Here is a 23,879-nt window from a genome sequence, read left to right as displayed (position 1 = left end):
GGCCTCGCTCACATGTGAACGTGGGTTGCCGACAGGAAACGGGTCCTGGCCGGTAGAGCCACAAGATGTGGGAGGCCCCAGTGAAGGTTCAGCGTACGAGTGTTGGTTTGGATGTGCATGCGCGGTCGGTGGTTGGGTGCGCGTTGGACGGAGATACCGGTGAGGTATTCGAACGTCGGTTGACCCCGGATTATCAGGAGATTTTGGAGTGGTTGCGATCGTTGCCGGGCCGGGTCGCGGTGGCCTATGAGGCTGGCCCGACGGGGTTCGGTCTGGCGCGCTTTCTGGTGGCGGCTGGGGTGATGTGTCTGGTGGCCGCTCCGTCGAAGCTGCAACGCCCGACCGGGGATCGGGTCAAGACCGATGCCCGTGATGCGGCGCATCTGGCCCGGTTGCTGCATTTGGGTCAGATTGTGGAGGTCACGGTTCCCAGCGCCGAGCAGGAGGCGGCCCGAGATCTGGTGCGGGCACGAGAGGACTGCCGCGGGGATCTGATGAGTGCCCGGCATCGATTGTCGAAACTGCTGTTGCGGCAGGGGGTTATCTATTCCGGTGGAGGAACTTGGACCGGCAAGCACGAACTGTGGCTGCAGCGGCAGCGGTTTGACGCACCGGCGTTGCAGCTCACCTACGACACGGCACTGGACACGATGCTGGCCACCGTGGATCGCCGTAACCGCCTCGACGAGGCGATCGCCAAGTTGGCCGCCGACAGCGCCTACACCCCGGTGGTGACCCGGCTGGGTTGTCTGCGCGGGGTCTCGACGCTGACGGCGTTTGGGCTGGCCGTCGAGATCGGCGACTGGCACCGGTTGACCGGCCGCTCGATCGGCGCCTACCTGGGTCTGGTGCCATGCGAGTACAGCTCGGGGGCTTCCCGCTCGCAGGGGGCGATCACCAAGACCGGCAACGGCCACGCCCGCCGACTGCTCATCGAGGCGGCCTGGCATCACCGCCAGCCCTACCGACCCGGAATGGTGATGCGGCGCCGCTGGGACGCGGCCAGCCCGGCAGCACGGGCGCGCGGCCAACAGGCCAACCGGCGCCTGCACGAGCGCTGGTGTCGCTTCGATGCCCGTAACAAGCGCCCGGTGGTCGCCAACACCGCGATCGCCCGCGAACTGGCGGGCTGGTGCTGGTCACTGGCGGTCCTCGACAGCTAAACCCGCGCCCTCCACAACTGCCCGAATCGAGCCTGGTGGCGGCAGCGCCTGGGAGTGACCCGCGAACGCTTTATGAGCAATCCTGTTGCCTGACAACATGATGACGCTCGACCTCTAGATCCGCGATCCACTCCAGCAGAACAGTCCGTCCTGCGGTAACCAACCCGCGAATATCAGACTTGACACCCGCGTCGACAACCTCGACACGCTCGCCAACCGGGACGATTCGGTCAACCGGAAGCAGGCGCCCGGCGACGGCCGCGGCGCCTGCTTCCCCCTGCCTGGTTGACAAAACGAATTACATATCAAAGCGTGTCGACCGGGAGCGATGGCGGCCGCACCGGTGTGCCCTCAGGCGGTCCGGGCCGTCGCAATCCCGGGATCGCGGTCCGCGAGCGGCGCACGTGCCGCGTGGTAGCGCCCGCGACCAACGCGCACCAAGCGGGCCAGGACATAACCGCCGAACGCGAAAGCGGTGACGAAAAAACCGATCGGCCAGTTTGTTTGGTATGCGGCGGCGATCGACGACCACGCGGTCGCGACCGCGATGGCCACGGACCAGGCCATGGCCCGCAGCGGCTCGCCGGTGAGACAGCGCGCGGCGGCCGGCGGCCCGACCGAGAGGCTGACCATCAGCAGCGCCCCGGTCACCGGGACGGCAACGGTGGTGGCCAGCGCGACGAGCACGAGGAAAGCCAAGTCCATCCGATGGCCGCGCACCCCGCGCGCCGCGGCGATTTCGGGAACAAGGGAGCTGAGGAGCAGTGGGCGGTAGAGCACCGCCACCGCGAGCAGGCACAGCGCGCCGAGCAGCGCGGTGATGCCGATCTCGGTGTTGCTCACCCCGAGCACCTCTCCGAAAAGCAGGGAGTAGACCTCCAGGGAGTACTCGGAGCTCCAACTGAGGAAGAGCGACCCGAGGCCGAGCATCAGCACCAGGGCCAGGGCGATCACCACGTCGTGGCGTCCGCGCCGGCCGAGCATACCGATGGCGAGCGCGGCGACCAGCGCGAACACCCCCAGCCCGAAGACGGTGTTCAGGCCGAGCAGGCTCGCCCCGGCGGCGCCCGCGAAGGCGGCCTCCGGCACCGCGTGAGCGGCGAACGCCGAGCCGCGCAACACGATGAAGAAGCCGACCACGGGCGCGACGACGGCCACGATGGTCGCTACCTTCCAGGCGTTGAGCATGTAGTCGGCGAACACGTCAGCCCCGCCGGGTGCTAGCCGGCCGATTCGGACGCTGTCGCCGGCACGCCGGTGAACGTGGCGCGGCCGCGTCCCCCCCGGATGCGGCCGGCGAACGCGGCGAGCAGGTAGGCGGTGCAGACCACGGCCACCACGAAGAAACTCACCGGCCACCCCTTTCCGTTGGGCGGCCAGGTAAAACTGTCGTAGGCGAGGACAACCCCGACCCAGGTCGACGCCACCCCGACCGCCGCGGCCGCTAACATCGCCGTCGCGGGTTTCCTGGTCAAACGCAGCGCGGTCGCTGCCGGGCCGATCAGCAGCGCGGTGCTCAGGATCGTGCCCACCGCCACCGAGGACAGCGCCGCCGAGAGAGCCAGCAGCATCAAGAAAGCCTGCCCGAGTGGACGTCCCGCGATCCCCCGGGCGGCCGCCAGCTCGGGGCTGATCGAGCTGAGCAGCAGCGGTCGGTAGAGCAGCGCGAGAACCAGCAGGCAGAGCAGGCCCAACAGGAGCATCGCCGGTGCGGTGACGCCGCTCAGCGCGAACAGCGACCCGAACAGGATGGTCATGGTCACGCCGGTGGTGGTGTCGGCCACGGTGATGAGGTAGAGGAAGAGCGCCGAGAGACCCAGCGCGGCGCTCAACACCAGCCCGGTGGCCACGTCGCGCCCGCTTCGCCGCTGCGTGCCCGCCATCTCGATGACACCGGCGACGAGGAACCCGCAGCCCAAAAAGCCCCACAGCGGGGGGATGTGGAGCAGGAAGGCGCCGGAGCCGCCGAGCGTGCCCAGGGCCCCCAGGGCGTGCCCGGCGAACGACTGGGCGCGCACCACCGTGATCACCCCCACCGCACCGGAGACGACCGGCACGATGGTGCCGATGAGGATCGCCTGGCGCACCGGCTGGCTGTGGAAGAAACCGGGTGCGAAGAGGGCCTGCAGAACGGCCGCCATCACACCGTCACCGCGGGCTCGCAGACATCGTGGCGGCGGGTCGGTTCGGGCGCCGGGGTCGGGGACTCGGCCCCGGCGCCGACAGGCGAGCCGGACACGACCAGGATCCGCCCATCGACCCGCAGGACGTGCACCGGGTGCCCGTACAGCCTGCTCAGCACCTCGCTGCGCACCACCTCCCGGCACGTCCCACTCGCCACCCGCCCACGGGCCACATACACCACCCGGTCCATGACCGGCAGCAGCGGGTTCATGTCATGCGCGGAGAGCAGCACGGCGACGCGCTGCTCGGCGGCGATCCGGGCCAGGAGGTTCACAATCTCCTGGCCGCTGTGGATGTCGAGGTTCGCCAGTGGCTCATCGGCAAGCAACAGCCGGGGGCGGCTGATCAGCGCGTGCGCGATGAGCACCCGCTGCTGCTCGCCGCCGGACAGGGTGCCTACCCGGGAGTCGGCGAAACGCGTGGCCTCCACCGCCTCCAGCATCTCGTCGGTGAGCCGGCGGCGCTGCCGGGACGGGAGACGAAAACCCAGGCGTTGCCCGTCCAGTCCGAGGGCGACCAGGTCACGGGCGCGCACCGGGGCGTCGGGATCGATCAGCAGCTTTTGGGGCACATAGCCGATCGAGCGGTGGCGCCGGGTCAGCGGGCGGCCCTGGATCAGGATCCGTCCCCGGGATGCGGCCTGCAGACCCAGGATGACCCGCAGGATGGTGGTCTTGCCGGCGCCGTTGGCTCCGATCAAACCGGTGAACTCACCCGCGGCGAGGCGAAACCCCACCTCGTCGAGGATCAGGCGTCCGCCCAGCGAGACGCTGACGCCCTCAACGGCCAGGACGTCGGGCACGTCGCCGGGTTCCCGGCTCGTCCCGTCGGCGACGCTCATTGCAGGGTTGGCGCGGACTGGTGCCGGCCGATGGCGTTGCGCAGCGCGGACACCTCGGCGGTCATCCAGGCCTGGTAGTCGTATCCGGCGGGCATGGTCTCATAGACGCCGACGATCGGGACGTTGTTCTGCTTGGCCAGGGCGATCAGCGACTGCGTCAGCGAGTCGGTGACCTGTTGGTTATAGACGAACGCCTGCGCCTTATGCCCGGTGAACAAGCCTTTCTCGACGGCCACATCCTGCGGTGAGGGATCGACGCCGTTCATGATGTCGGCCTGAAACGCCCACGGCGTCAGATTCTTGATGCCCGCGGCTTGCAGCAGGTAGTCGGCCACCGGTTCGGTCGTCGCCACGGCCGCGCCCGGGTAGGCGGCCTTAAGCTGCGCGATCGCCCGGGTCCAGGACTGCAGCGAGTCGTCGAAGGTGGTGACGTTGCGCTCGAAGTACGCCCGGTGCGCGGGGTCGATGGTGGCGAGGCCGTGGGCGACGGCCGTCGCCACCGCGGGCATGGTCGATGGCTTATACCACAGGTGCGGGTTGGGTGTGGAGTCCGGCAGGCCCAGCAGCTTCTGCACGTCGATCACCTGCCGGCCGGCACCACCGGCATCCCGTTCGATCTTGGTCATGAAGTCGTCGTAGCCCAGACCGTTCTGCACGATCAGCCGGGCCGCGCTCACCGTCCGCGCGACCTGGGGGTCCGCTTCGAAAGTGTGCGGATCGGTGTTGGGATTGCTCATGATCGCCGTTACCGCCACGTACTGGCCGCCGATCTGGCTGATCACGTTGGCGTACTCGTTTTCCGCCCCCACCGCGGCGATCTTCGCCCCCGACGCCTGATTCGGCGGCCCTGCGGGACTGGAGCAGCCGGCAACGCACAGCGCCGTTGCGGTGAGGGCCGCCCCCACGGTCACGCCGAAGCCACGCGGCCCGACGGTTGCCGTCATCCCGGCGCGCAGAGCTTTGACACGGGCGGCGTAGCCGAGTTTGCCGACCTGGGCCGATATCACCCGGGAACGATAACCATTTGCGGTGAACGGCGATGGACTCGTCCATGAACTTTGAGTGGCCGGCGGGTCTCACCGGTGCGGGCCCGGCGACGGCCGGGTTCGATCGCGACCCACAGGGCTCGGCACCCCCCGAGGCGGCGGACCGACACGCCGCAGCGGCATCGGCACCGGCCGGAGTTGTTTGCCGCGGCGGTTCGCCGATTAGTCTGGGCTCTGACGTCTGGTCTACGGTGTGGTGGACTCGACAATCGAGCCGGGCCTTCGAGGCTGTGCAGGAGGTAGCAGATGAGCGGATCGCACCGCTGCGCACGGTGGCGGTCGTGGCGGGTACTGGGTCTGACGGCGGTGCTGGCACTGGGTCTTCTCGCGGCACCGGCCTATGCCTCGCCGTCGACACTGTCGCTGGATTTGTTCAGCGAAGCGCCGCCGCTCGACCCCGCAGCGATGGTGGCGCAGGTGGGTCCGGCCCTGGTCAATATCGACACCAAGATGGGCTACCAAAGCGCGGTGGGGGCCGGAACCGGCATCGTGCTCACCCCCAACGGGCAGGTCCTGACCAACAACCACGTGATCGAGGGCGCCACGAGCATCACGGCCACCGACATCGGCAACGGCCAGACCTATGACGTTGACGTGATCGGCTATGACCGCAACCAAGACGTCGCGCTGCTGCAGCTTCGCGGGGCCGGCGGCCTGCCCACCGCCAACCTGGGTGACTCGTCTTCGGTCGCCGTCGGGGACCCGATCGTCGCGATGGGGAATGCCGAAGGCGCCAACGGAACACCGAGCGCGGTCCCGGGCACCGTCGTGGCGCTGAACCAGACGATCTCGGCGGCCGACTCGCTGACCGGCAGTTCGGAAACGCTGACCGGGATGATCCAGGCCAACGCCCCGATCCGGCCCGGCGACTCCGGGGGGCCCATGGTCAACAGCGCCGGACAGGTCATCGGGATGAACACCGCCGCCTCCGGCAACTTCAAGTTTTTCTCCCACGGCGGGCAAGGCTTCGCGATCCCGATCGATCGGGCTCGGGCCATCGCCGGGCAGATCCAGTCGGGAGCCGCGTCGGGCACCGTGCACATCGGCCCCACCGCCTTCCTCGGGGTGGGGGTCAGTAGTCAGGGCAACAACGGCGCCAAGGTGGTGCGGGTGCTGCCGGATGCGCCCGCCGCGCAGGTCGGCATCACCGCCGACGACGTGATCACCTCGATCGACGGCCAACCCGTTAACTCCGCCACCGAGCTGACCAACATTCTCGATCGGCATCACCCCGGCGACACCGTCTCCGTGGGTTGGCGCGGTCCGCTGACCGGTGAGCACACCGCGAACGTGACGCTGGCGGCTGGCCCGCCCGGCTGATACCCGACCGACGTCACCAATTCGTTTGGCACCGCCCGTGATTGGGTGCCCGGTCGCGGGTGATCGTGGCATCGTGGACGTTGATGGACCACGCAGCGGATAGCGTCGGACACGATCCGGCGGACGGCAGCCACGTCGAAGGCGGCGTGGTCGAGCATCCCAGCGCCGACGACTTCGCCGATGCCGCCGCTCTGCCCGCCGACCCGGCCTGGTTCAAGCGCGCGGTGTTCTACGAGGTGTTGGTGCGGGCGTTCTACGACGCCAACGCCGACGGTTCCGGTGACTTGCCGGGGTTGATCGATAAGCTCGACTATCTGAAGTGGCTCGGCATCGACTGCATCTGGCTGCCCCCGTTCTACGACTCCCCGCTGCGGGACGGCGGCTATGACATCCGCGACTTCTACAAGGTGTTGCCGGAATTCGGCACCGTCGACGATTTTGTCGCGCTGGTCGACGCCGCGCACCGGCGGGGCATCCGGGTGATCACCGATCTGGTGATGAACCACACCTCCGACACCCACCCGTGGTTTCAGGAGTCCCGGCGCGACCCCGACGGGCCCTACGGGGATTTCTACGTGTGGAGTGACACCAGCGACAAGTACGCCGATGCGCGGGTCATCTTCGTCGACACCGAAGAGTCCAACTGGACGTTCGATCCGGTTCGCCGCCAGTTCTACTGGCACCGGTTCTTTTCGCACCAACCCGACCTGAACTACGACAATCCGGCCGTGCAAGAGGCGATGCTTGACGTGATCCGCTTCTGGCTCGACCTGGGAATCGACGGGTTCCGGCTGGACGCCGTTCCCTATCTCTTCGAACGTGAGGGCACCAACTGCGAGAACCTTCCCGAGACGCATGCGTTCCTCAAACGGGTTCGCAAAGTGGTCGACGACGAATTTCCGGGTCGGGTGCTGCTCGCCGAGGCCAATCAGTGGCCTTCCGATGTTGTCGAGTACTTCGGTGACCCCGACACCGGCGGCGACGAATGCCACATGGCGTTTCATTTTCCTTTGATGCCACGCATTTTCATGGCGGTCCGTCGTGAGTCGCGTTTCCCGATTTCGGAAATCATGGCGCAGACCCCGCCGATCCCCGAGATGGCCCAATGGGGAATCTTTTTGCGCAACCACGACGAGTTGACGCTGGAGATGGTCACCGACGAAGAACGCGACTACATGTACTCCGAGTACGCCAAGGATCCTCGGATGAAGGCGAATGTCGGCATTCGCCGCCGGCTGGCCCCACTGCTGGAAAACGACCGGAACCAGATCCAGCTGTTTACCGCGCTGCTGCTTTCCCTGCCCGGTTCACCGGTCATTTACTACGGGGACGAAATCGGCATGGGTGATGTCATCTGGTTGGGTGATCGGGATGGGGTGCGCACGCCGATGCAGTGGACGCCGGATCGCAACGCCGGCTTTTCCAGCGCCAACCCCGGCAGGCTTTACCTGCCGCCCAGCCAGGATCCGGTGTACGGCTACCAGGCCGTGAACGTCGAGGCGCAAATCGCCACCTCGACGTCGCTGCTTAACTGGACCCGCACCATGCTGGCGGTGCGCCGTCGGCATGACGCATTTGCCGTCGGGTCGTTTCGTGAACTGGGCGGCTCGAACCCCTCGGTGCTGGCGTATGTGCGCGAGACCGCGGGGGACACGGTGCTGTGCGTCAACAATCTGTCACGCTTTCCACAGCCCATCGAACTGAACCTGCAGCACTGGAACGGGTACACCCCGGTGGAGTTGACCGGGCAGGTGGAGTTTCCGCGCATCGGCCACCTGCCGTATCTGCTGACACTGCCGGGGCACGGGTTCTACTGGTTCCAGTTGAGCGCCGCCGAGGAGACGCCATGAGTTCGCCAGCCAATCTGCCCTGGTCAGAATGGTTGCCACAGCAACGTTGGTATGCCGGACGGGGTCGGGAACTGTCGCGTGTCGAACCCGGTGTCGTCGTCGCCCTTCGTGAGGACCTCGATCTGGTGCTGCTCGATGTCGGGTACACCGACGGTTCGTCGGAGCGCTACCAGGTGATCATCAGTTGGAGTTCCGGACCCATCGCGGAGTACACCGCGATCGCCACCATCGGCGCGGACCGGGACCGCACCGCCCACGACGCACTCTACGAGCCGGCCGCGGCTCAATACCTGCTGTCGTTGATGGACTCGTCGGCGGTGCGCGGTGCGGTGACGTTCACCAAGGAGCCGGATGTCGTGCTGCCCTTGGACACGGAGTCCTGGGTGGCCGAAGCCGAGCAGACCAACACCAGCGTGATCTTCGAGCAACAGGCCATTCTCAAGGTGTATCGCCGGGTCACCGGCGGTATCAATCCCGACATCGAACTAAACCGGGTGCTCGCCCGGGCGGGCAATCCGCACGTGGCGCGGCTGCTCGGCTCCTATGAGGCGCTGCTGGGGGGCGATGCCGGGGCCACCCGTTACGCGTTGGGCATGCTGACGGCATACGCGGCGAACGCGGCGGAGGGGTGGGCGATGGCCACCGCGAGCGTGCGTGACTTGTTCGCCGAGGGGGATCTGTACGCCCATGAGGTGGGCGGTGATTTCGCCGCTGAGTCCTATCGGCTCGGGGAAGCGGTCGCCTCGGTGCATGCCACCCTGGCCGATCAACTGGGCACCGCGCAGGTCGCGTTCCCGATCGACACCATGCTGGGCCGGCTGTTCTCGACGGCGGCGGCGGTGCCGCAGCTGGAGCCGTACGTCCCCGCCATCGAACAGCGATTCCAAAAGCTTGCCGACGAGACGATCACCGTTCAGCGCGTGCACGGGGACCTGCACCTGGGACAGGTGCTGCGTACCCCGGAGACCTGGCTGCTGATCGACTTTGAGGGCGAGCCGGGCCAGCCGTTGAGCGAGCGGCGGGCGCCGGATTCGCCGCTGCGCGACGTCGCCGGGGTGTTACGGTCCTACGACTACGCGGCCTACGGGCCGCTGGTGGACCAGATCCCCGACAAGCAGCTGGCTGCGCGCGCCCGGGAATGGGTGCAGCGCAACAGCACCGCGTTCTGCGATGGCTACACGGCCGGGGCGGGGGTCGACCCGCGGGATTCGCCGTTGCTGCTGGCCGCCTACGAACTGGACAAGGCGGTCTATGAAGCGGGCTATGAGTCGCGGCATCGACCCGGGTGGCTGCCCATCCCGCTGCGGGCGATCGGCCGGCTGTGCGGAGATCAATAGGCCAGGCCCGGGCGGGGTTACCGGCGCGGGCACCGATGGCCCGCAGCAGCGAAATGCAGGACGAAAACATCGGCGGCAGCGCCCGGATGCGCTGCCGCCGATGTCGGGCGGGCATCAGGCCGGGTTAGGCGCACTATTGAGAACCCGCTGGATGTCGGGTTTCATCGCAACCAGCTGCTCGTTCCAGTACGGCCAGGAATGCGTCCCGTTGGCCGGGAAGTTGAACACCCCGTTGCGCCCGCCGGCGGCGAGATAGTTGTCCCTGAAGCTTTCGTTGGTGCGCAGGGTGAAGCTTTCCAGGAACTTGGCCGGCATATTGTCGCCACCGAGGTCGTTGGGGGTGCCGTTGCCGCAGTAGATCCAGATGCGGGTGTTGTTGGCGACCAGCCGGGGAATCTGGACCATCGGGTCGTTGCGTTTCCAGGCCGGATCACTTGTCGGCCCCCACATGCTGTTGGCGTTGTAGCCGCCGGAATCGTTCATCGCCAGGCCGATCAGGGTCGGCCACCATCCTTCAGACGGGTTTAAAAAGCCCGAAAGCGATGCGGCGTAAGGGAACTGCTGCGGGTAGTAGGCGGCAAGGATCAGCGCGGGACCGCCCGACATCGACAGGCCCACCACGGCATTGCCGGTCGGCGAGACCCCCTTGTTGGCTTGCAGCCACGGCGGTAGCTCCCTGGTAAGAAACGTTTCCCATTTGTACGTGTAGTTTTGGCCATTACCCTGCGACGGCTGGTACCAGTCGGTGTAGAAGCTGGACTGCCCGCCGACCGGCATGATCACCGACAGGCCCGACTTGTAGTACTCCTCGAACGCCGGTGTGTTGATGTCCCAGCCGTTGTAGTCGTCCTGGGCGCGCAGGCCGTCGAGGAGATAGACGCCGTGCGGCCCGCCGCCCTGAAACTGCACCTTGATGTTGCGGCCCATCGACGGCGAGGGGACCTGCAGGTATTCGACCGGCAGGCCGGGCTTGGAGAAGGCGCCCGCGGTCGCCGAAGCGCCGACGGCTCCCAGCAGACCGGGCAACAAGGCAGCCCCGACGGCGGCGATCATCAGCCGGCGCGGCAAGCCGGCCGCGGTGCCGCGCAACCTTTCAACGAACTTCATAGCTCCCACCCATCCCAACTGTCATCGGCCGCAGGATGCGGCCGAATGTGGTTCTTCGGCAGTCAAACACAGCGCCGCCACGTCTTCGGGTTGTCACCGCCGAAACCACGGATCGCGGTTGGCTAACGATTCGGAGACGGTGCGGACTCAGGCGGCCCCACAAGCAGCCGCGCGGCGCTCGCCCACAGCGGACGACGCCCGTTCGCGGTGACGACACCCTTGGCCGGCCGGTATGCGGCCGGTTAGATTCGATTGCCGGCAATTGCCGGTCAATCGGCCGGTCGATTGCCGGTCAATTGGCCGGCTCCTTCACGGGTGATGTGGCGCGCCGATGCCGCGTGTGAGCAAAGGAGAAACCCATGCGTACCTTCGAGTCAGCCGCTGATCTCGCCGCGGCCAAGGGCCAGCGCATTGGAGAGAGCGACTGGGTGGCCATCACCCAGGAGGATGTCGATCGGTTCGCCGAGGTGACCGGGGATCACCAATGGATCCACGTGGACCCGGTGAAAGCGGCCAACGGACCGTTCGGGCGGACCATCGCGCACGGTTTCTTGACGCTGTCGCTGCTACCGCGGTTTTGGCAGCAGATATATGCGGTCAACGGCATCAAGCTCGCCATCAATTACGGGCTGAACAAGGTTCGTTTTCCGGCGCCGGTGCCGGTCGGCGCCAGGGTGCGCGCCCAGAGTTCGCTCGTCGACGTCGCGGACGTCGGTGACGGTGCGGTACAGGCGACGCTGTCGACCACCGTCGAGGTCGAAGGGTCGAGCAAGCCGGCGTGTGTCGCCGAGAGCATCGTCCGCTACCTCTTCTGAGTCTGATCTTCTGCAATGATTCGGATGATTCTGATCTTCTCAACCCGGCGGTGTCCGCGCTCATCCGGGCCCAGGCAGTGCCTGCCCGGCGGTCCCGGCCCTTAGCTTCGCTGGTGGTCGTGGTGCGGGCGTCGCTAACCTGGCCGGGTGAGTATTCAGACGCGCCCGGCACGGAAAGCCGATATCCGCGGGCTGTCCCGCGTTTTAGGGAGGGCGTTCTACGACGACCCGGTCGCGGCCTGGATGATGCCCGACGCGGGATCACGCAAGGCGCGCCTGCCGCGCTTGTTCGCGACGCTGACACGGCACCACCATCTTTCCGGCGGCGGCGTGGAGATAGCCTGTGACGGTCCGGTAATCGGCGCTGCGGCGCTGTGGGATCCGCCCAACCGATGGCAGCAGTCTGCGCGCGCGCAGTTGGCGATGTTGCCGGCGCTCATCGCCGCGTTCGGGTTTCGGTTGGCGGTGGCGCGCGACACGATAGCAGTGCTCGACCGTCACCACCCCGAAGAACCGCACTGGTATCTGGCGGTCATCGGAAGCGACACGACGGTGCGCGGGCAGGGATTCGGGCAAGCCTTGATGCGCTCCCGGCTTGATCGGTGCGACGCCGAACACTGTCCGGCCTATCTGGAGTCGAGTAAACCCGAAAATGTCCCGTACTACGAGCGTTTCGGCTTTACCGTCGTCGGGGAGATCGTGCTTCCCGGCGGTGGTCCGCCGCTGTGGCCGATGTGGCGGGCACCCCGGTAGCTATCGGCCGCCGCGAGCATCGAGGCGATCGTTTTGGCACGGTCGTCGCCCATGCCGACGAGTAGGTCAACGGTCATCGGCCCGAGGATCTGAGTGAGTCCGTGGCCTTCGTGTCCGAAAAACCCGGCGATCTCCAGCATCACCGCTCCATGGATGAGACTCCACAGTCGCCCGGCGATCGCCAACTCACCGTCGTCGCGGATGCGGCCCGCCGCGATCATCCGGCGCACCACGCTCAGCAGCGCTTCGAACGAGGCCGCCCGGCTTGCACCGCCGGTGACGCTGCCGGTGACCGTGAGATCGGTGCGTTTTCGGGTGATCGTCTCCGGTGAGGAGATGCCGAAGATGAGCTGATAGCGCTGCGGGTGGGCCAGCGCGAAGCGGCGGTAGGCGGCGCCCATGGCGAAGAAGTCCGCCACCGGATCCTCGGTCCGGGGGATCTCGGTGAGGGCTTGCGCAAAGCGCGCGAATGCCTCGCCGGCGATCGCATCGAGCAGGCCGGTCATTCCCCCGAAATGGGTGTAGACCGCCATCGTCGAGGCGCCGATCTCCGCGGCCACCTTTCGCGCCTGCAGCGCCTGCGGGCCCTCTCGCTCCAGCAGACGAATTCCCGCCTCGATCAGCCGCTCGCGCGGGCCGCCGCTCACGGTTGCCATCCTGCCATAACCGTGTTATACCTAACTATCGGCATAACACCGTTATAGGAGCCGCGATGACGAACCGCTACCTCGAGGGCGAGTTCGCCCCGATCAGCGAGGAGTACACCCTCACCGACCTCCCGGTCAGCGGGACGATCCCGGAGTACCTCAACGGGCGGTATCTGCGCAATGGACCCAACCCGATCGGGGAGGTCGATCCCGAGCTCTATCACTGGTTTGTGGGCGACGGCATGGTGCATGGCATCCGCCTGCGTGACGGCAAGGCGCGGTGGTACCGCAACCGCTGGGTGCGCGCCCCACTGGCGGCCCGGGCGTTGGGCGAACGGCCACCGGCCGGGCATTTCGGGCCGGCGAATATCGGTGCCAACACCAACGTCATCGGCCACGCCGGCAAGATCATCGCGCTGATCGAGGGCGGCATCGCCAACTACGAGCTCACCGACGAGTTGGACACCGTCGGCGTCTGCGACTTCGACGGCACGCTGACCGGCGGCTACACCGCCCACCCCAAACGCGACCCCGACACCGGTGAGCTGCACGCGGTCTCCTACAGCATGAACCGCGGCAACACCGTGCAGTACTCGGTGATCGGGGTCGACGGTCGGGCACGGCGCATCGTCGACGTGGAGGTGGCCGGCAGTCCGATGATGCACGACTTCTCCCTGACGCAGCGCCACGTGGTGTTCTACGACCTGCCGGTCACCTTCGACGCCCGACAAGCCGCGGCCATGAGCGTGCCGGCCGGCCTGCGCCTGCCCGCGCGGCTGGTGCTCTCGGCGTTGATCGGCCGGGTTCGCATCCCGGATCCGATCGCCGCGCGCCAACGGGTCCGAAACGACTCTGACCGGCGGCTTCCCTACTCCTGGAACCCGAACTACCCGGCGCGCATCGGGGTGATGCCCCGCGACGGCGGTAACGCCGATGTTCGCTGGTTCGACGTTCAACCGTGTTACGTCTTTCACCCGATGAACGCCTACGACGACGGCGACACCATTGTTCTGGATGTGGTGCGACACCCGAAGATGTTCGACACCGACCACCGCGGGCCCAACGAGGGCCCGCCCACCCTGGAGCGCTGGACGGTGGATTTTAGCGACGGGAAGGTGCGCGAGACGCGCTTCGACGAACGCGGACAGGAGTTCCCCCGCATCGACGAGCGCCTCGTGGGCAAGCGGTATCGCTATGGGTATGCCCCCATGTTCGGCGTGGATGCGCACGACGGCGATGCGTTGCTCAAGCACGATTTCGTCCGCGGCAGCACCCAGTCGCGTTCGTTTGGTCCCGGAAAAGTGCTGGGCGAGTTTATCTTCTGTCCCTCATCGGCTGACGCCGCGGAGGACGACGGTGTGCTCATGGGCTACCTCTACGACCGGCCTACCGATCGCAGCGAACTGGCCATCCTCGACGCCCAAACCCTGCAGACCATCGCCAGCGTCGCGTTGCCGCATCGGGTGCCCGCCGGATTCCACGGCAACTGGATTCCCGACACCGCCTGACGGCTAACTAACACGCGTCACGGACGAACAGCGCAGACAGCCCGATCGATGGCTGCGGTTACCGGTTGACCGAGTCCGGCTGTTCGCGACCGGACTGGGTGGTATCACGCAGCGTCGCGCGGAATTGCATCGCTCGGTAGGGCCAGCCGTGTGCGGTGTTCCACTGCGACACCACCAGGCCGACGCCGCCGGCGACATCCAATCGCGAGCCCGGAAGGACATATCCGCCGTATAACTGTGCGACCCGATTGTTGTGGTGGTCCTCGGCGTTCCACGCCGACCCCAGAACCGGCAGCTGCAGCGTCGCCTCAGACACATCGGTGGGGGAGTGGATGACCCGATAGCCCAATGCGTACTGCGATGACAGAAATCCGCCGAGGATCCACTTCCCCGCAGCCAGCCGTCGCAACGACAACTCGCCCCACGTTTCGCCATCGGGCGTGATCGGGGTCGGCTCGTTGCCCCACGACCATCGACGGTCGGCATAGCCCCACCCCGAGTATTTCGACATGTCGCCGAGATCGGCGGGACGCACCCGCCTGAGGACGATGCCCTTGTCGCGCTGAAACCCGGTCGAGACGACATATACCCAGCCGTCGTCAGGGTCGTAATCCCACGACCAGCACTGTGCATAACCGCGATGCAGGCCACCCGGAAATTTCGCCCGCTCACCCAAATGGTGCCAGGAGATACCACAGTCATCCGATCGCCAGATCTCCGTCCAGACGACGTTGCCGAAACCGCGGTTGACGATCGCGTGCAGGTACAGCGCGTCTTCCACCCGCAGCAGATCCGAGGGGATTACCGTGCTGATCCCGCGGCGCGCCCGGCCGGAGAAGCCGGTGCGGTGCGGGTAATGCCAGAGCTGGCGCGCGTAACCGGGGTCGTCGCCCCCGGCGCGCTGGTAGCTGATCTGATGATCGGCGTCCCCGGTGCCGATAAGCATGACCGGCGAACGCCAGTCGCCATCACCAACTTTGTTGCCGGAGAATGTGTCTCCGAACACCGATACCAGCGCGCCGTTGAGCGCCAGTACCGACGCGCCCAGGTCAGCGCACGTCACACCCCACCGGTCGGTGAGCCCGGGACCCGTGATGTCGGCGAGCTTGCCGACCGCGCGTCGACGCGAGCCGGCCACTGTCAGCCTGACCACGCCGTCACCGGGCGCTGTCGGCGCTCGCCGTCGACGATGACGTCCACCCGCTCGTCGAAGAAGGCGATGCGGTCTCGCACCGGCTCGGCATCATGCAGCGGCTCGTGGTACGTCCAGGCCACATCCGACGGGCCGTCGGGCACCGAGAAGTAGGACGCCCGTCCCTTGTATGCGCAGTAGGTGACGGTGTCGCTCGGCTCAAGGTGAACGACGACGTCGCTACGTGGCAGATAGAACCGGACCGGCAGTAACGTCTCGAACAGCAACAGCGGCCGCGACGACTCGGCCAGCAGCCGCCCGTCCAACTCGATGCGGACGTGTCGGCTGCTGGCGAGGATGTCGATACGGGTGAACGGGTCGTGCGGGTGCGCGATGATGGGCTCGTCTTCTTCGCGCCAGTCGAACGCGCCGAAGTCGAGCACCACATAGCCGGCCAGGTCGGGATCCGCCGGCCGGAACGCCGCCGCGGTGCGCCTGGCCCCGCTGCCGGCAATAACGTCGAGCACCTCGCCCGCGCAGGCGTGCGCAGCCGCTGCGGCCGTCGGATACCGCGGTGGTTTTCCGCCGGGGTCCGCCACGACGCCGGCAGGTTCCAACCGCGCCACGACATCCGATTCCGGTACCGCGTATGTCGGGACCACGCGGCCCGGTTCCCAGACCAGCCGCCCGGCACCGGTCTGCGCGATCAGCTCGCCGGCGAGGTACACGCGTAGCCGCTTCTCGGTGGGTTCATAGCGCAGGGCATCCCGCGTACCGCCGAGCAGATCGGCCATCCTGACGCCCATGCCTTATCCTGACGCCTTGTCAACGGCTCGGCTAGTGGGTTTGCCGGGTTGCCCGGTACGCCGGCGGTGGTGATCTGTGCGAGCCCGCATGGTGCTTCCGCGGGCGGGCATCCGCTAAGTTCTCACCCCATGGTCACTATGCCGGCCCTGCAGGGCGTTGAGCACAGGTTTGTGGATCTGGGTGGCGGTGTCACGATTCACGTCGCGGACGCCGGTCCTGCGGACGGGCCGGCGGTGATGCCGGTCCACGGCTTTCCGCAGAACTGGTGGCAGTGGCACCCGCTGATCGGGCCGTTGGCCGCCGACGGCTATCGCGTGCTGTGCCCGGATCTGCGTGGGGCGGGCTGGAGTTCGGCGCCGCGTTCGCGTTACCTGAAGAGCGACATGGCCGAGGACCTGGCGGTCGTGTTGGATCGGCTGGGTGTGGGGCCGGTGAAACTGATCGCCCACGACTGGGGCGGGCCGGTCTCCTTCATCATGATGGTGCGCCACCCGGCGAAAGTGCGCGGCTTCTTCGGGCTGAACACCGTGGCCCCCCGCACGATGCGCGACCTGAGGATGCTGCGGCAGCTGTGGCGGTTTTGGTATCAGATCCCGATCGCACTTCCGGTCCTCGGCCCCCGCCTGATCGCCCGTCCCGGCGCGCGTTACTCGCGGCTGCTGATGGTGTGGGCGGGTTCCGGATTCACGCTTCCCGACGAGGATGTCCGGATCTACGCCCAGTGCATGCGCGAACCCGGACATGCGGCGGCCGGGTCACGCTGGTATCGCAGCTTTTTGACCACCGAGGCGCTGCGCTGGTTGCGCGGTGAATACGCAGACGCGCGGGTCGACGTCCCGGTGCGCTGGCTGCACGGCACCGGTGACCCGGTGATCACGCCGGATCTGCTACGCGGATATTCGCGGTGGGCAACCGATTTCGAGCTCGAGTTAGTCGACGGTGTCGGCCACTGGATTGTCGAGCAGCGACCCGATCTGGTGTTGGACCGGGTCCGCAGCTTCCTGCGGGGCTGACGCGGCCCGCCTTTGGGCACGTCATTCCACGCCGATCGTCACCTCGGTGGATTTGATGAACACCGTGGCGGGCTGACCGGCCTTGAGGCCGAGTTCAACCGCCGCATCCCTGGTGAGCGACGACGTGACGACCTGGTCACCGCCGTCGAGCCGCACCTTCACAATGGCCATCACACTGCCGAGGTCCACCTCGGAGATGGTCCCCTTAAGCTGATTTCGGGTCGATAGCCGCATCGCAGTCCTCCAATCGCCGCAACCAAGTCGAGCCTAGCCACGAGCGTGGCCGGTGTCGCGGCTCAGCGTCGAGGGCCGAGCAGCGCACGGCATGCGTCGAGCGCCGGCTCGACGATCTCGCGGACGTTTTTGCCGTCTTCCACGGCGAGCGCGGTCAGTTCCCGCAGCCCACCCAGCAGGATCACCGCCGACGGCGCCGTCAGTGGCGGCAGGCTCGCCCGGCGAAAGCCGGGGCTGCCGCTGAGCTCGATCAGCAGGTCTGTCAACAACCGCAACCCATCGCGCTGCACGGGACGCGCCGCCGCACCCAGCGAGGGCAAGTCACGGATCCAGCTCAATGTGATCGCCGGACGGGACTCGATGGTGCCGACGTAGGCCTCCAGCGCCTGACGGATCTGGTGACGCCAGTCGGCGTCGGGATCGACCGCGGACCGGATATTTTCGGCCAGCCTCTCGGTTTCGGCACGGAGCAACTCGAGGAAGCACTGCTCCTTGCCGGCGAACCGGTCGTAGAAGGTGCGCTTGGAGGTGCGGGCATGACGCACGATGTGGGCCACGGTGGTGGCGCGGTATCCGCGCTCGCTGATCGACGCGGCCAGCCCGTCGAGCAGCCGTCGCCGAAACGGATCGACGTCGCTGGGACGGTCGGCGGGCACCGCTGTCATGACCGCGCCCCCTTCGGGGGAGTCAACGCTTGTCAAGTCTGGTACTAGAGAGTACCGTACCTGGGAAACCTGGTACACCGCCGTACCACGTCGCTGTCGGGAGTCGTGATGACTGACGCAGTCACCGCCGTGCCGGTGTTGCCGGCAACCGTGTTGCCGCCGGGAGTCCGGATCCCCAAAGCGGTCCTGGGAGCGGCGTTCTTGATGTCACGGCGGCATACCATGCGATCGCTGGCGCGCCGCTACGGCGATGTTTTCACCGTGGATCTGCCCATTTGGGGCCGCACCGTCGTGGTCGCCGACCCGCAGCTGGCCAAGCAGATCTTCACCACCGGCCCGGAGGATCTCGGCAATATCCAGCCCAACCTGAGCCGGTTGCTCGGGTCGGGTTCGGTGTTCGCGCTCGACGGCGACGACCACCGCCGCCGGCGGCGGCTGCTGGCACCGCCGTTTCACGGCAGGAGCGTCAAGAGCTTTGAAAGCATCGTCGAGGAAGAGACGCTGCGCGAGACCGCCGGCTGGCCCGACGGCACGCAGTTCGCCACGCTGCCGTCAATGATGCGCATCACGCTCAACGTCATCCTGCGCGCGGTGTTTGGTGCCGGCGGCGCCGAGCTTGACGAGCTACGGCGGCTGATCCCGCCGTGGGTCACCCTGGGTTCGCGGCTGGCCGCGCTCCCGAGGCCGGCGCGGACCTGTGGCCGTTACAGCCCCTGGGGACGGTTGGCCGAGCGGCGGCGCAGGTATGACATCGTCGTCGACAAGCTGATCGAGGGCGAGCGCGCGGACCCGCACTTCGCGGAGCGCACCGACATCCTGGCGCTGCTGCTGCGCAGCACGTATGAGGATGGCTCAACCATGTCGCGCAAGGACATTGGTGACGAGTTGCTGACACTGCTGGCGGCCGGGCACGAAACGACCGCGGCGACCTTGGCCTGGGCGTTCGAACGGCTGAGCCGCCACCCGGACGTGCTGGCGGCGCTGGCCGCGGAGGCCGCCACCGACGCCGACGAGCTGCGCCGGGCGGCGATACTGGAAGTACAGCGGGCGCGAACGGTCATCGATTTCTCCGGGCGGCGTGTCATCGCGCCCGGGTACCAGCTTGGCGAATGGGTTATTCCCCGGGGCTATTCGGTCGTGGTCAACATCGCCCAAATACACGCCAACCCCGACGTGTTCGTCGACCCCGAGCGATTCGACCCGCAGCGCTACCTCGGGACCAAGCCACCGGCCTTTGGGTGGATTCCGTTCGGCGGCGGGACCCGCCGCTGTGTGGGAGCCGCGTTCGCCGCCATGGAGATGGACGTGGTACTGCGAACCGTGCTGCGGTACTTCACTATTGAAACGACTACCGCACCAGGGGAGAACTGGCACGCCCGTGGCGTTGCCTTCACACCGAAAAACGGCGGGCGTATCGCGGTGCATCGGCGCCACCGCTGAGATCCGGGCCGCTTCGGCGGGTTCGGACTGGGGTGAGCGCCGATCAGGTGGGTGTTTTCGCGTGTCTCGGTAGTTCGGCGCGGGCCATTAACCACGCCAGCACCACCCCGATGACGAGCAGCGTCGCCACGTCACCGGTAAAGTGCGCCCGCTCGGTCGCGTCGGCAACCGCCTCGGCCGCCATGATGGCGCCGTGCACGATGCTCGAGACCGCCGTGAACCAGATCAGGCTGCGGTGGGCCAGCGGATTGCGCGCCGCGACCAGCAGGAAGACCCCGAGTGTGACGTAAATCCCGAGAAGCATCAACGGGTAATGCGAGTGCCCGTGGCCCCATCGCCAGGCGGAAGGCCGCATCTGGCCCTGAGCGTAAATCCCGAAAATAAAAAACAGCCCGATTACCAGAAGCGCGACGCGCAACGGCAGCAGCGCCCGGGCGGTTTTCCCGTCCTCCGACATCGTGTACCCATTCCGTAACAGCAGCCTGGGGAGGTGAGCCAGTATACGGCCCCGGCGCCGGGGTGTGCACCATTGAGCGGTGCCGGACGGCTGCGGTCAGCGTTCGGCGGCAGCTTGCCGTGGGAGCCTCCAGTGTGGCCGCGGGTAATGGCAGGTGTACCCGCCGGGGTGACGCTCCAGGTAATCCTGGTGCTCGGGCTCGGCTTCCCAAAACTCCCCGGCCGGGCTGACCTCGGTCACCACCTTGCCGGGCCAAAGCCCCGACGCGTCGACATCGGCGATAGTTTGCAGCGCGATCCGCTTCTGCTCATCGTCAAGGTAGAAGATCGCCGACCGGTAGCTGGTTCCGACGTCGTTTCCCTGCCGGTTCTTCGTGGTGGGGTCGTGGATCTGAAAGAAGAATTCCAGCAGGGTGCGGTAGTCGATGCGGGCGGGGTCATAGACGATTTCGATCGCTTCGGCGTGTGTGCCGTGATTGTGGTAGGTCGCGTTGGGGACATCGCCCCCGGTATAGCCAACCCGGGTCGACACCACGCCGGGCAGCCTGCGGATCAGGTCCTGCATGCCCCAAAAACAACCGCCGGCGAGAATGGCCTTGCCGTACACCGTCATGTTTCTCCCTTCCGGCCATCGTAATGGTTACCGGCTGAGGATCGGCGCATCCACCGCGTGGCGTGCGACTAGCGTCAGCACCCGTGATGACCGAACGGGTGAGCGCCCGCTTGAGCGGGCCGCTGCCATCCATGCATGGCAGCCGACACCCCTGGCCGGCAACTGAGGGTGCGAGCAGCCGGTCTGCACCAGCTGGGCGACGAATGCGAGAAGATCGGCGGCGAGTTGGCCGCGGCTGCCGTGCCCATGGCGGTCGCCGCTTCGCCGTGGCAATCCAACACCGGCACCATAAATATCGCCGCGGCGGCGGGCAAAGACGTGGTGGCCATGACGCAGCGCATCGCCACGCGCGGAGCTGACTATCACGCGGCGGGCACCGCCTACACCGCAACCGATGACGACGGCGCGGCCCGGTTTCGCGGGCTGGCGCACTGATGGCCGGTGTCCCGGGGGGCTGGCCCACCCTCTCCGAGCTGAAGGCCTCGACATTCAATCACCTGGGGCGCTTCGCCGACTGGTGTGAGCGCGTCGGCGGGGAGGCCGAGCACGTCTTGGAGCAGCTGGCCCACAAGGTGCGCGCGCCCGGCGGTGTGGAGTGGGAGGGCGCGGCTGGGGATGCGGCGATCACCCAGGCCGAGATGGATGTGTTTCGGGCGCGCCCGTTTGTGTGGGGCTTGTCCGACGCGGCGGCGATCGCCCGCCGCGGCCAAGACATCCTGGAGGCCGGCCAGCGTCTGGCGCAGGAGGCGGTCGATGATGCGCAGCGCGACGGCTTCGAGGTGACCGAGGACTACCGCTGCACCGATACCCGCGAGTCCACCACGCGCGAGCAGTTGGTTGAGCGCCGAGCCCAAGCCGAGGCGCACACCAACTTCATCCGCCACCGTGTCGGTGGGCTGGTGGCCAACGATCAGCGCCTGACCGCCCAACTTAAAGAGGTGACCGCGAGCTGGGGCACCCTGACGTTCGAGGAGCCGCCCGGTGCCGGGCGGTCCCCGTACGGCAAGCGTGACGGGCATGTTCAGCTCGTTGACTGGAAGACCGGGCCCGACCAGCCCCCGCAGCCGTCCACCCCCTCGGCTCAAGACATACGCGAGGCGATCAAAGACCTCCCTCAAGGCACCACCTCGTTCATTAAAGAGATTCGCAGCGAGCACGACCTTCGCAACCTCTGGGATTGGCTGACCAAAAACGCAAAAGGGTTCGACGGGAGCAGCACTTACCCAGGGGACGAATTTGTACTCAGTGACGGCACACGGGTCGGGTTTCGCGAAAGCGATGACCACGGCTCCACCATCGACATCCGCACACCCGATGACAAATACGTGAAGGTTCACGTCAACACCGCCAGGGGTGGTGTGCCGAACATCCCGGCTCCGCCCGGTGCGCCGGTCGCGCCCAAGGCGGCACCAGAGCCACCAGCTCGCGCGCCTGGCGAACCTCCTCCTGGACAGCCCTTGCCCCGAGCGCCTGCCGCTCCGGGCCCTGCACCTGCTCCCGCTCAGCCGTTACCCAAAGCGCCTGTTGAGCCGGGGCTTCCGATCTTCGGTGCACCCGGGCAGGCTTTCGGTCCTCACGTGGTGCCCCCTCCGCACGCTCACCCCCACTGGCTTGGCGAGACGCCCGAAGACGAATGGATGGAAGGCCCCGCAAGCGGGCATTGATATGCTGCCCGTCCGGAAACGCGGCGGGTTCCAAGAGGGCGTGTCGGACAGTTCAGGCTGCCGCGCTCTGTCACCGGCAACCTGCGTGCGCCTCGCTAAGCTGGATCAATGACCGAATCGAAGCTGGTCTCACGCGAGGACATACGCCGAGAACTGATACTCGGTGCTGTGGATGATGTCTTACCCCTCGCTGCTGTTTCTTCAACTGTGACTCAGTGGAACCCGTCCTCGTCGTTGGCGGAGATTCAAAACGAAACCCTGGCTGTGATTCGCTCCCTGGTCAGCGACGGGTTGTTCGTGCTCGGTGCGATGACGGGTGAGGGCAGACGGTGGGAACCCTGGAATGAGCCGCTTGAGGAGTCGATGCGCAAGATCGCCGAGGTCTATCTCAACCGTTACGATGATCCGTCGGCTTGGATTTGGTACGCCTGGATGAAACTCACCGACGAGGGCCGAAAGGCCGCGCAAGCCCTGCAAGAAGGGGTGGCTGATACACGATGATGTGTCGCGCGGATTGTGAGGCGAGGTCACACTTGCGTCCGAGGGACAGCGACACCTCGACTATAAAGTGTTCACCCGATCTCGTCCAACGGCGTGCCACCGCATCATCTCGTCTCCTCGTGGTTCGGTGACCAACAGTCTGTCCAAGGGAACGGGTATCCCTCGTCCGGCAGGCTGCAATGGGCGTTCCTTAACGGAGCGACGAAAAATCATTGGGTACGGGTCCACCGTGGTGGGCGCGGCCGCCTCCGGCGCGATCCGGCTGCAGGCCGACCCGGGACCCGCCGGGCCGCTGGGGCTGCCCAGCGTCGACGCCCACAGCAGCTACTGGAACCCGGGAAACAAGGCGCTGGACAACATCAGGGTGCGCGTCGCTGTCGTCGTGCTGGTGGCGGCGGTGCTCGCCGGCGGGTGCGCCCATTCAAGCCCGCTGGGCCCGCCCATCCCCACCGGGGCAACCATCATCGAAGGACCAGACGTGTATCCACCACCGCCGCCGGGCTGGAAACAGCACCCCGTGATCCCGAAACACCAGCAACAAGCCCAAGACACCATCCTGGGCTATCTGAAGAAAACGCTGCGGGCGCTGCCAGCGGGGACAACGCTGGACGCCACCCTGGCCTCGCCCGCCCTACGCGCCGCGTACGACAAAGCGATGGGCAAGATGCGCCGCCAGTTCACCCTCATCCAGTCGGCAGGCCCGTCCTGTCGGACAAGATCAGCTGTCTGCACAGCGAGATGCTGAAAACCCGTGTCGCTCACGGTTACTGTGCTCGCCATCCG

Annotated in this window: 25 protein-coding genes; 13 read left to right on the top strand and 12 right to left on the bottom strand. The window is 66.9% G+C overall.

Annotated features, from left to right (window positions below; translation table 11 throughout):
* Window positions 1-65: 65 nt before the first annotated feature.
* Window positions 66-1,163: an IS110 family transposase gene (locus QJR12_RS01950; RefSeq protein ID WP_300575550.1), complete on the top strand. Its 1,098-nt coding sequence runs from the start codon at window positions 66-68 to the stop codon at window positions 1,161-1,163.
* Window positions 1,164-1,514: 351 nt separating this feature from the next.
* Here QJR12_RS01950 and QJR12_RS01945 read toward each other — a convergent pair whose 3' ends face one another.
* From QJR12_RS01945 to QJR12_RS01930, 4 genes are read right to left on the bottom strand one after another with little or no spacing between them, the layout of a single operon-like run.
* Window positions 1,515-2,366 (bottom strand): metal ABC transporter permease, encoded by an 852-nt coding sequence (locus QJR12_RS01945; protein ID WP_300575548.1) that lies wholly within the window; start codon window positions 2,364-2,366, stop codon window positions 1,515-1,517.
* Between the two features lie 17 nt (window positions 2,367-2,383).
* Complete coding sequence (locus QJR12_RS01940; protein WP_300575546.1) at window positions 2,384-3,304, bottom strand: metal ABC transporter permease; 921 nt, start codon at window positions 3,302-3,304, stop codon at window positions 2,384-2,386.
* Complete coding sequence (locus tag QJR12_RS01935) at window positions 3,304-4,188, bottom strand: metal ABC transporter ATP-binding protein (protein ID WP_300575544.1); 885 nt, start codon at window positions 4,186-4,188, stop codon at window positions 3,304-3,306. Before QJR12_RS01935 ends, QJR12_RS01940 begins: the two co-directional genes overlap by 1 nt.
* Window positions 4,185-5,195 (bottom strand): zinc ABC transporter substrate-binding protein, encoded by a 1,011-nt coding sequence (locus tag QJR12_RS01930; RefSeq protein WP_300575542.1) that lies wholly within the window; start codon window positions 5,193-5,195, stop codon window positions 4,185-4,187. The genes QJR12_RS01935 and QJR12_RS01930 overlap by 4 nt, the downstream gene beginning before the upstream one ends.
* A 285-nt stretch (window positions 5,196-5,480) precedes the next feature.
* Between QJR12_RS01930 and QJR12_RS01925 the strand changes: the two genes are divergently transcribed.
* From QJR12_RS01925 to QJR12_RS01915, 3 genes are all read left to right on the top strand, one after another.
* Complete coding sequence (locus QJR12_RS01925; protein ID WP_300575539.1) at window positions 5,481-6,554, top strand: trypsin-like peptidase domain-containing protein; 1,074 nt, start codon at window positions 5,481-5,483, stop codon at window positions 6,552-6,554.
* A gap of 83 nt (window positions 6,555-6,637) precedes the next feature.
* Window positions 6,638-8,404 carry a maltose alpha-D-glucosyltransferase gene (gene treS / locus QJR12_RS01920; protein WP_300575537.1) on the top strand — a complete coding sequence of 589 codons (1,767 nt, stop codon included), beginning with the start codon at window positions 6,638-6,640 and terminating at the stop codon, window positions 8,402-8,404.
* A complete protein-coding gene (locus QJR12_RS01915; protein ID WP_300575535.1) occupies window positions 8,401-9,741 on the top strand; it encodes a maltokinase in 1,341 nt (446 codons plus the stop codon). Before treS ends, QJR12_RS01915 begins: the two co-directional genes overlap by 4 nt.
* Window positions 9,742-9,855: 114 nt before the next feature.
* On the opposite strand, the gene ag85C is transcribed toward QJR12_RS01915, so the two are convergent.
* On the bottom strand, window positions 9,856-10,848 hold the full coding sequence (gene ag85C, locus QJR12_RS01910; RefSeq protein WP_300575533.1) for a diacylglycerol acyltransferase/mycolyltransferase Ag85C: 993 nt from the start codon (window positions 10,846-10,848) through the stop codon (window positions 9,856-9,858).
* A 359-nt stretch (window positions 10,849-11,207) separates the two neighbouring features.
* Here ag85C and QJR12_RS01905 point away from each other — a divergent pair, with 359 nt between their 5' ends.
* Window positions 11,208-11,663 (top strand): MaoC family dehydratase, encoded by a 456-nt coding sequence (locus QJR12_RS01905; protein WP_300575531.1) that lies wholly within the window; start codon window positions 11,208-11,210, stop codon window positions 11,661-11,663.
* A gap of 147 nt (window positions 11,664-11,810) precedes the next feature.
* Window positions 11,811-12,416: a GNAT family N-acetyltransferase gene (locus tag QJR12_RS01900; RefSeq protein ID WP_300575529.1), complete on the top strand. Its 606-nt coding sequence runs from the start codon at window positions 11,811-11,813 to the stop codon at window positions 12,414-12,416.
* Here the strand turns inward: QJR12_RS01900 and QJR12_RS01895 are convergent.
* Window positions 12,326-13,072 carry a TetR/AcrR family transcriptional regulator gene (locus tag QJR12_RS01895; protein ID WP_300575527.1) on the bottom strand — a complete coding sequence of 249 codons (747 nt, stop codon included), beginning with the start codon at window positions 13,070-13,072 and terminating at the stop codon, window positions 12,326-12,328. The genes QJR12_RS01900 and QJR12_RS01895 overlap by 91 nt on opposite strands.
* Before the next feature lie 56 nt (window positions 13,073-13,128).
* Between QJR12_RS01895 and QJR12_RS01890 the strand changes: the two genes are divergently transcribed.
* Entirely contained in the window at window positions 13,129-14,571 is a 1,443-nt protein-coding gene (locus QJR12_RS01890; RefSeq protein WP_300575525.1) for a carotenoid oxygenase family protein, read from the top strand.
* A gap of 58 nt (window positions 14,572-14,629) precedes the next feature.
* Here the strand turns inward: QJR12_RS01890 and QJR12_RS01885 are convergent, their stop codons facing one another.
* Window positions 14,630-15,724 carry a DUF4185 domain-containing protein gene (locus QJR12_RS01885; protein WP_300575523.1) on the bottom strand — a complete coding sequence of 365 codons (1,095 nt, stop codon included), beginning with the start codon at window positions 15,722-15,724 and terminating at the stop codon, window positions 14,630-14,632.
* Window positions 15,712-16,509 carry a DUF427 domain-containing protein gene (locus QJR12_RS01880; protein WP_300575521.1) on the bottom strand — a complete coding sequence of 266 codons (798 nt, stop codon included), beginning with the start codon at window positions 16,507-16,509 and terminating at the stop codon, window positions 15,712-15,714. Before QJR12_RS01880 ends, QJR12_RS01885 begins: the two co-directional genes overlap by 13 nt.
* A gap of 129 nt (window positions 16,510-16,638) precedes the next feature.
* Between QJR12_RS01880 and QJR12_RS01875 the strand changes: the two genes are divergently transcribed.
* Entirely contained in the window at window positions 16,639-17,523 is an 885-nt protein-coding gene (locus QJR12_RS01875) for an alpha/beta fold hydrolase (RefSeq protein ID WP_300575519.1), read from the top strand.
* Window positions 17,524-17,544: 21 nt separating this feature from the next.
* On the opposite strand, the gene QJR12_RS01870 is transcribed toward QJR12_RS01875, so the two are convergent.
* Window positions 17,545-17,757 (bottom strand): TOBE domain-containing protein, encoded by a 213-nt coding sequence (locus QJR12_RS01870; protein ID WP_300575517.1) that lies wholly within the window; start codon window positions 17,755-17,757, stop codon window positions 17,545-17,547.
* Between the two features lie 62 nt (window positions 17,758-17,819).
* Window positions 17,820-18,422 carry a TetR/AcrR family transcriptional regulator gene (locus QJR12_RS01865; RefSeq protein WP_300575515.1) on the bottom strand — a complete coding sequence of 201 codons (603 nt, stop codon included), beginning with the start codon at window positions 18,420-18,422 and terminating at the stop codon, window positions 17,820-17,822.
* A 108-nt stretch (window positions 18,423-18,530) separates the two neighbouring features.
* Here QJR12_RS01865 and QJR12_RS01860 point away from each other — a divergent pair, with 108 nt between their 5' ends.
* A complete protein-coding gene (locus QJR12_RS01860; protein WP_300575513.1) occupies window positions 18,531-19,862 on the top strand; it encodes a cytochrome P450 in 1,332 nt (443 codons plus the stop codon).
* A gap of 43 nt (window positions 19,863-19,905) precedes the next feature.
* Here the strand turns inward: QJR12_RS01860 and QJR12_RS01855 are convergent, their stop codons facing one another.
* Both QJR12_RS01855 and msrA read right to left on the bottom strand, forming a co-directional pair.
* Window positions 19,906-20,319 carry a DUF6632 domain-containing protein gene (locus QJR12_RS01855; RefSeq protein ID WP_300575511.1) on the bottom strand — a complete coding sequence of 138 codons (414 nt, stop codon included), beginning with the start codon at window positions 20,317-20,319 and terminating at the stop codon, window positions 19,906-19,908.
* 96 nt (window positions 20,320-20,415) lie between these two features.
* Complete coding sequence (gene msrA, locus QJR12_RS01850; RefSeq protein ID WP_300575510.1) at window positions 20,416-20,931, bottom strand: peptide-methionine (S)-S-oxide reductase MsrA; 516 nt, start codon at window positions 20,929-20,931, stop codon at window positions 20,416-20,418.
* Between the two features lie 135 nt (window positions 20,932-21,066).
* Here msrA and QJR12_RS01845 point away from each other — a divergent pair, with 135 nt between their 5' ends.
* The 4 genes from QJR12_RS01845 to QJR12_RS01830 all read left to right on the top strand — a co-directional run bounded on the left by QJR12_RS01845 (window position 21,067) and on the right by QJR12_RS01830 (window position 23,841).
* Window positions 21,067-21,366 (top strand): hypothetical protein, encoded by a 300-nt coding sequence (locus QJR12_RS01845; RefSeq protein WP_300575508.1) that lies wholly within the window; start codon window positions 21,067-21,069, stop codon window positions 21,364-21,366.
* A complete protein-coding gene (locus tag QJR12_RS01840; protein ID WP_300575506.1) occupies window positions 21,366-22,595 on the top strand; it encodes a hypothetical protein in 1,230 nt (409 codons plus the stop codon). The genes QJR12_RS01845 and QJR12_RS01840 overlap by 1 nt, the downstream gene beginning before the upstream one ends.
* Window positions 22,596-22,703: 108 nt before the next feature.
* Window positions 22,704-23,096 (top strand): hypothetical protein, encoded by a 393-nt coding sequence (locus QJR12_RS01835; RefSeq protein WP_300575504.1) that lies wholly within the window; start codon window positions 22,704-22,706, stop codon window positions 23,094-23,096.
* Window positions 23,097-23,325: 229 nt separating this feature from the next.
* Window positions 23,326-23,841, top strand: a complete 516-nt coding sequence (locus QJR12_RS01830) for a hypothetical protein (protein WP_300575502.1) — start codon at window positions 23,326-23,328, stop codon at window positions 23,839-23,841.
* Window positions 23,842-23,879: the final 38 nt, after the last annotated feature.

The organism is Mycobacterium sp. (genome assembly GCF_029961025.1).
In the GTDB taxonomy this organism is placed as follows: Bacteria; Actinomycetota; Actinomycetes; order Mycobacteriales; family Mycobacteriaceae; genus Mycobacterium.
The sequence above is the reverse complement of the archived record's forward strand: the minus strand, read 5'-3'. Positions and strand labels throughout refer to the sequence as shown.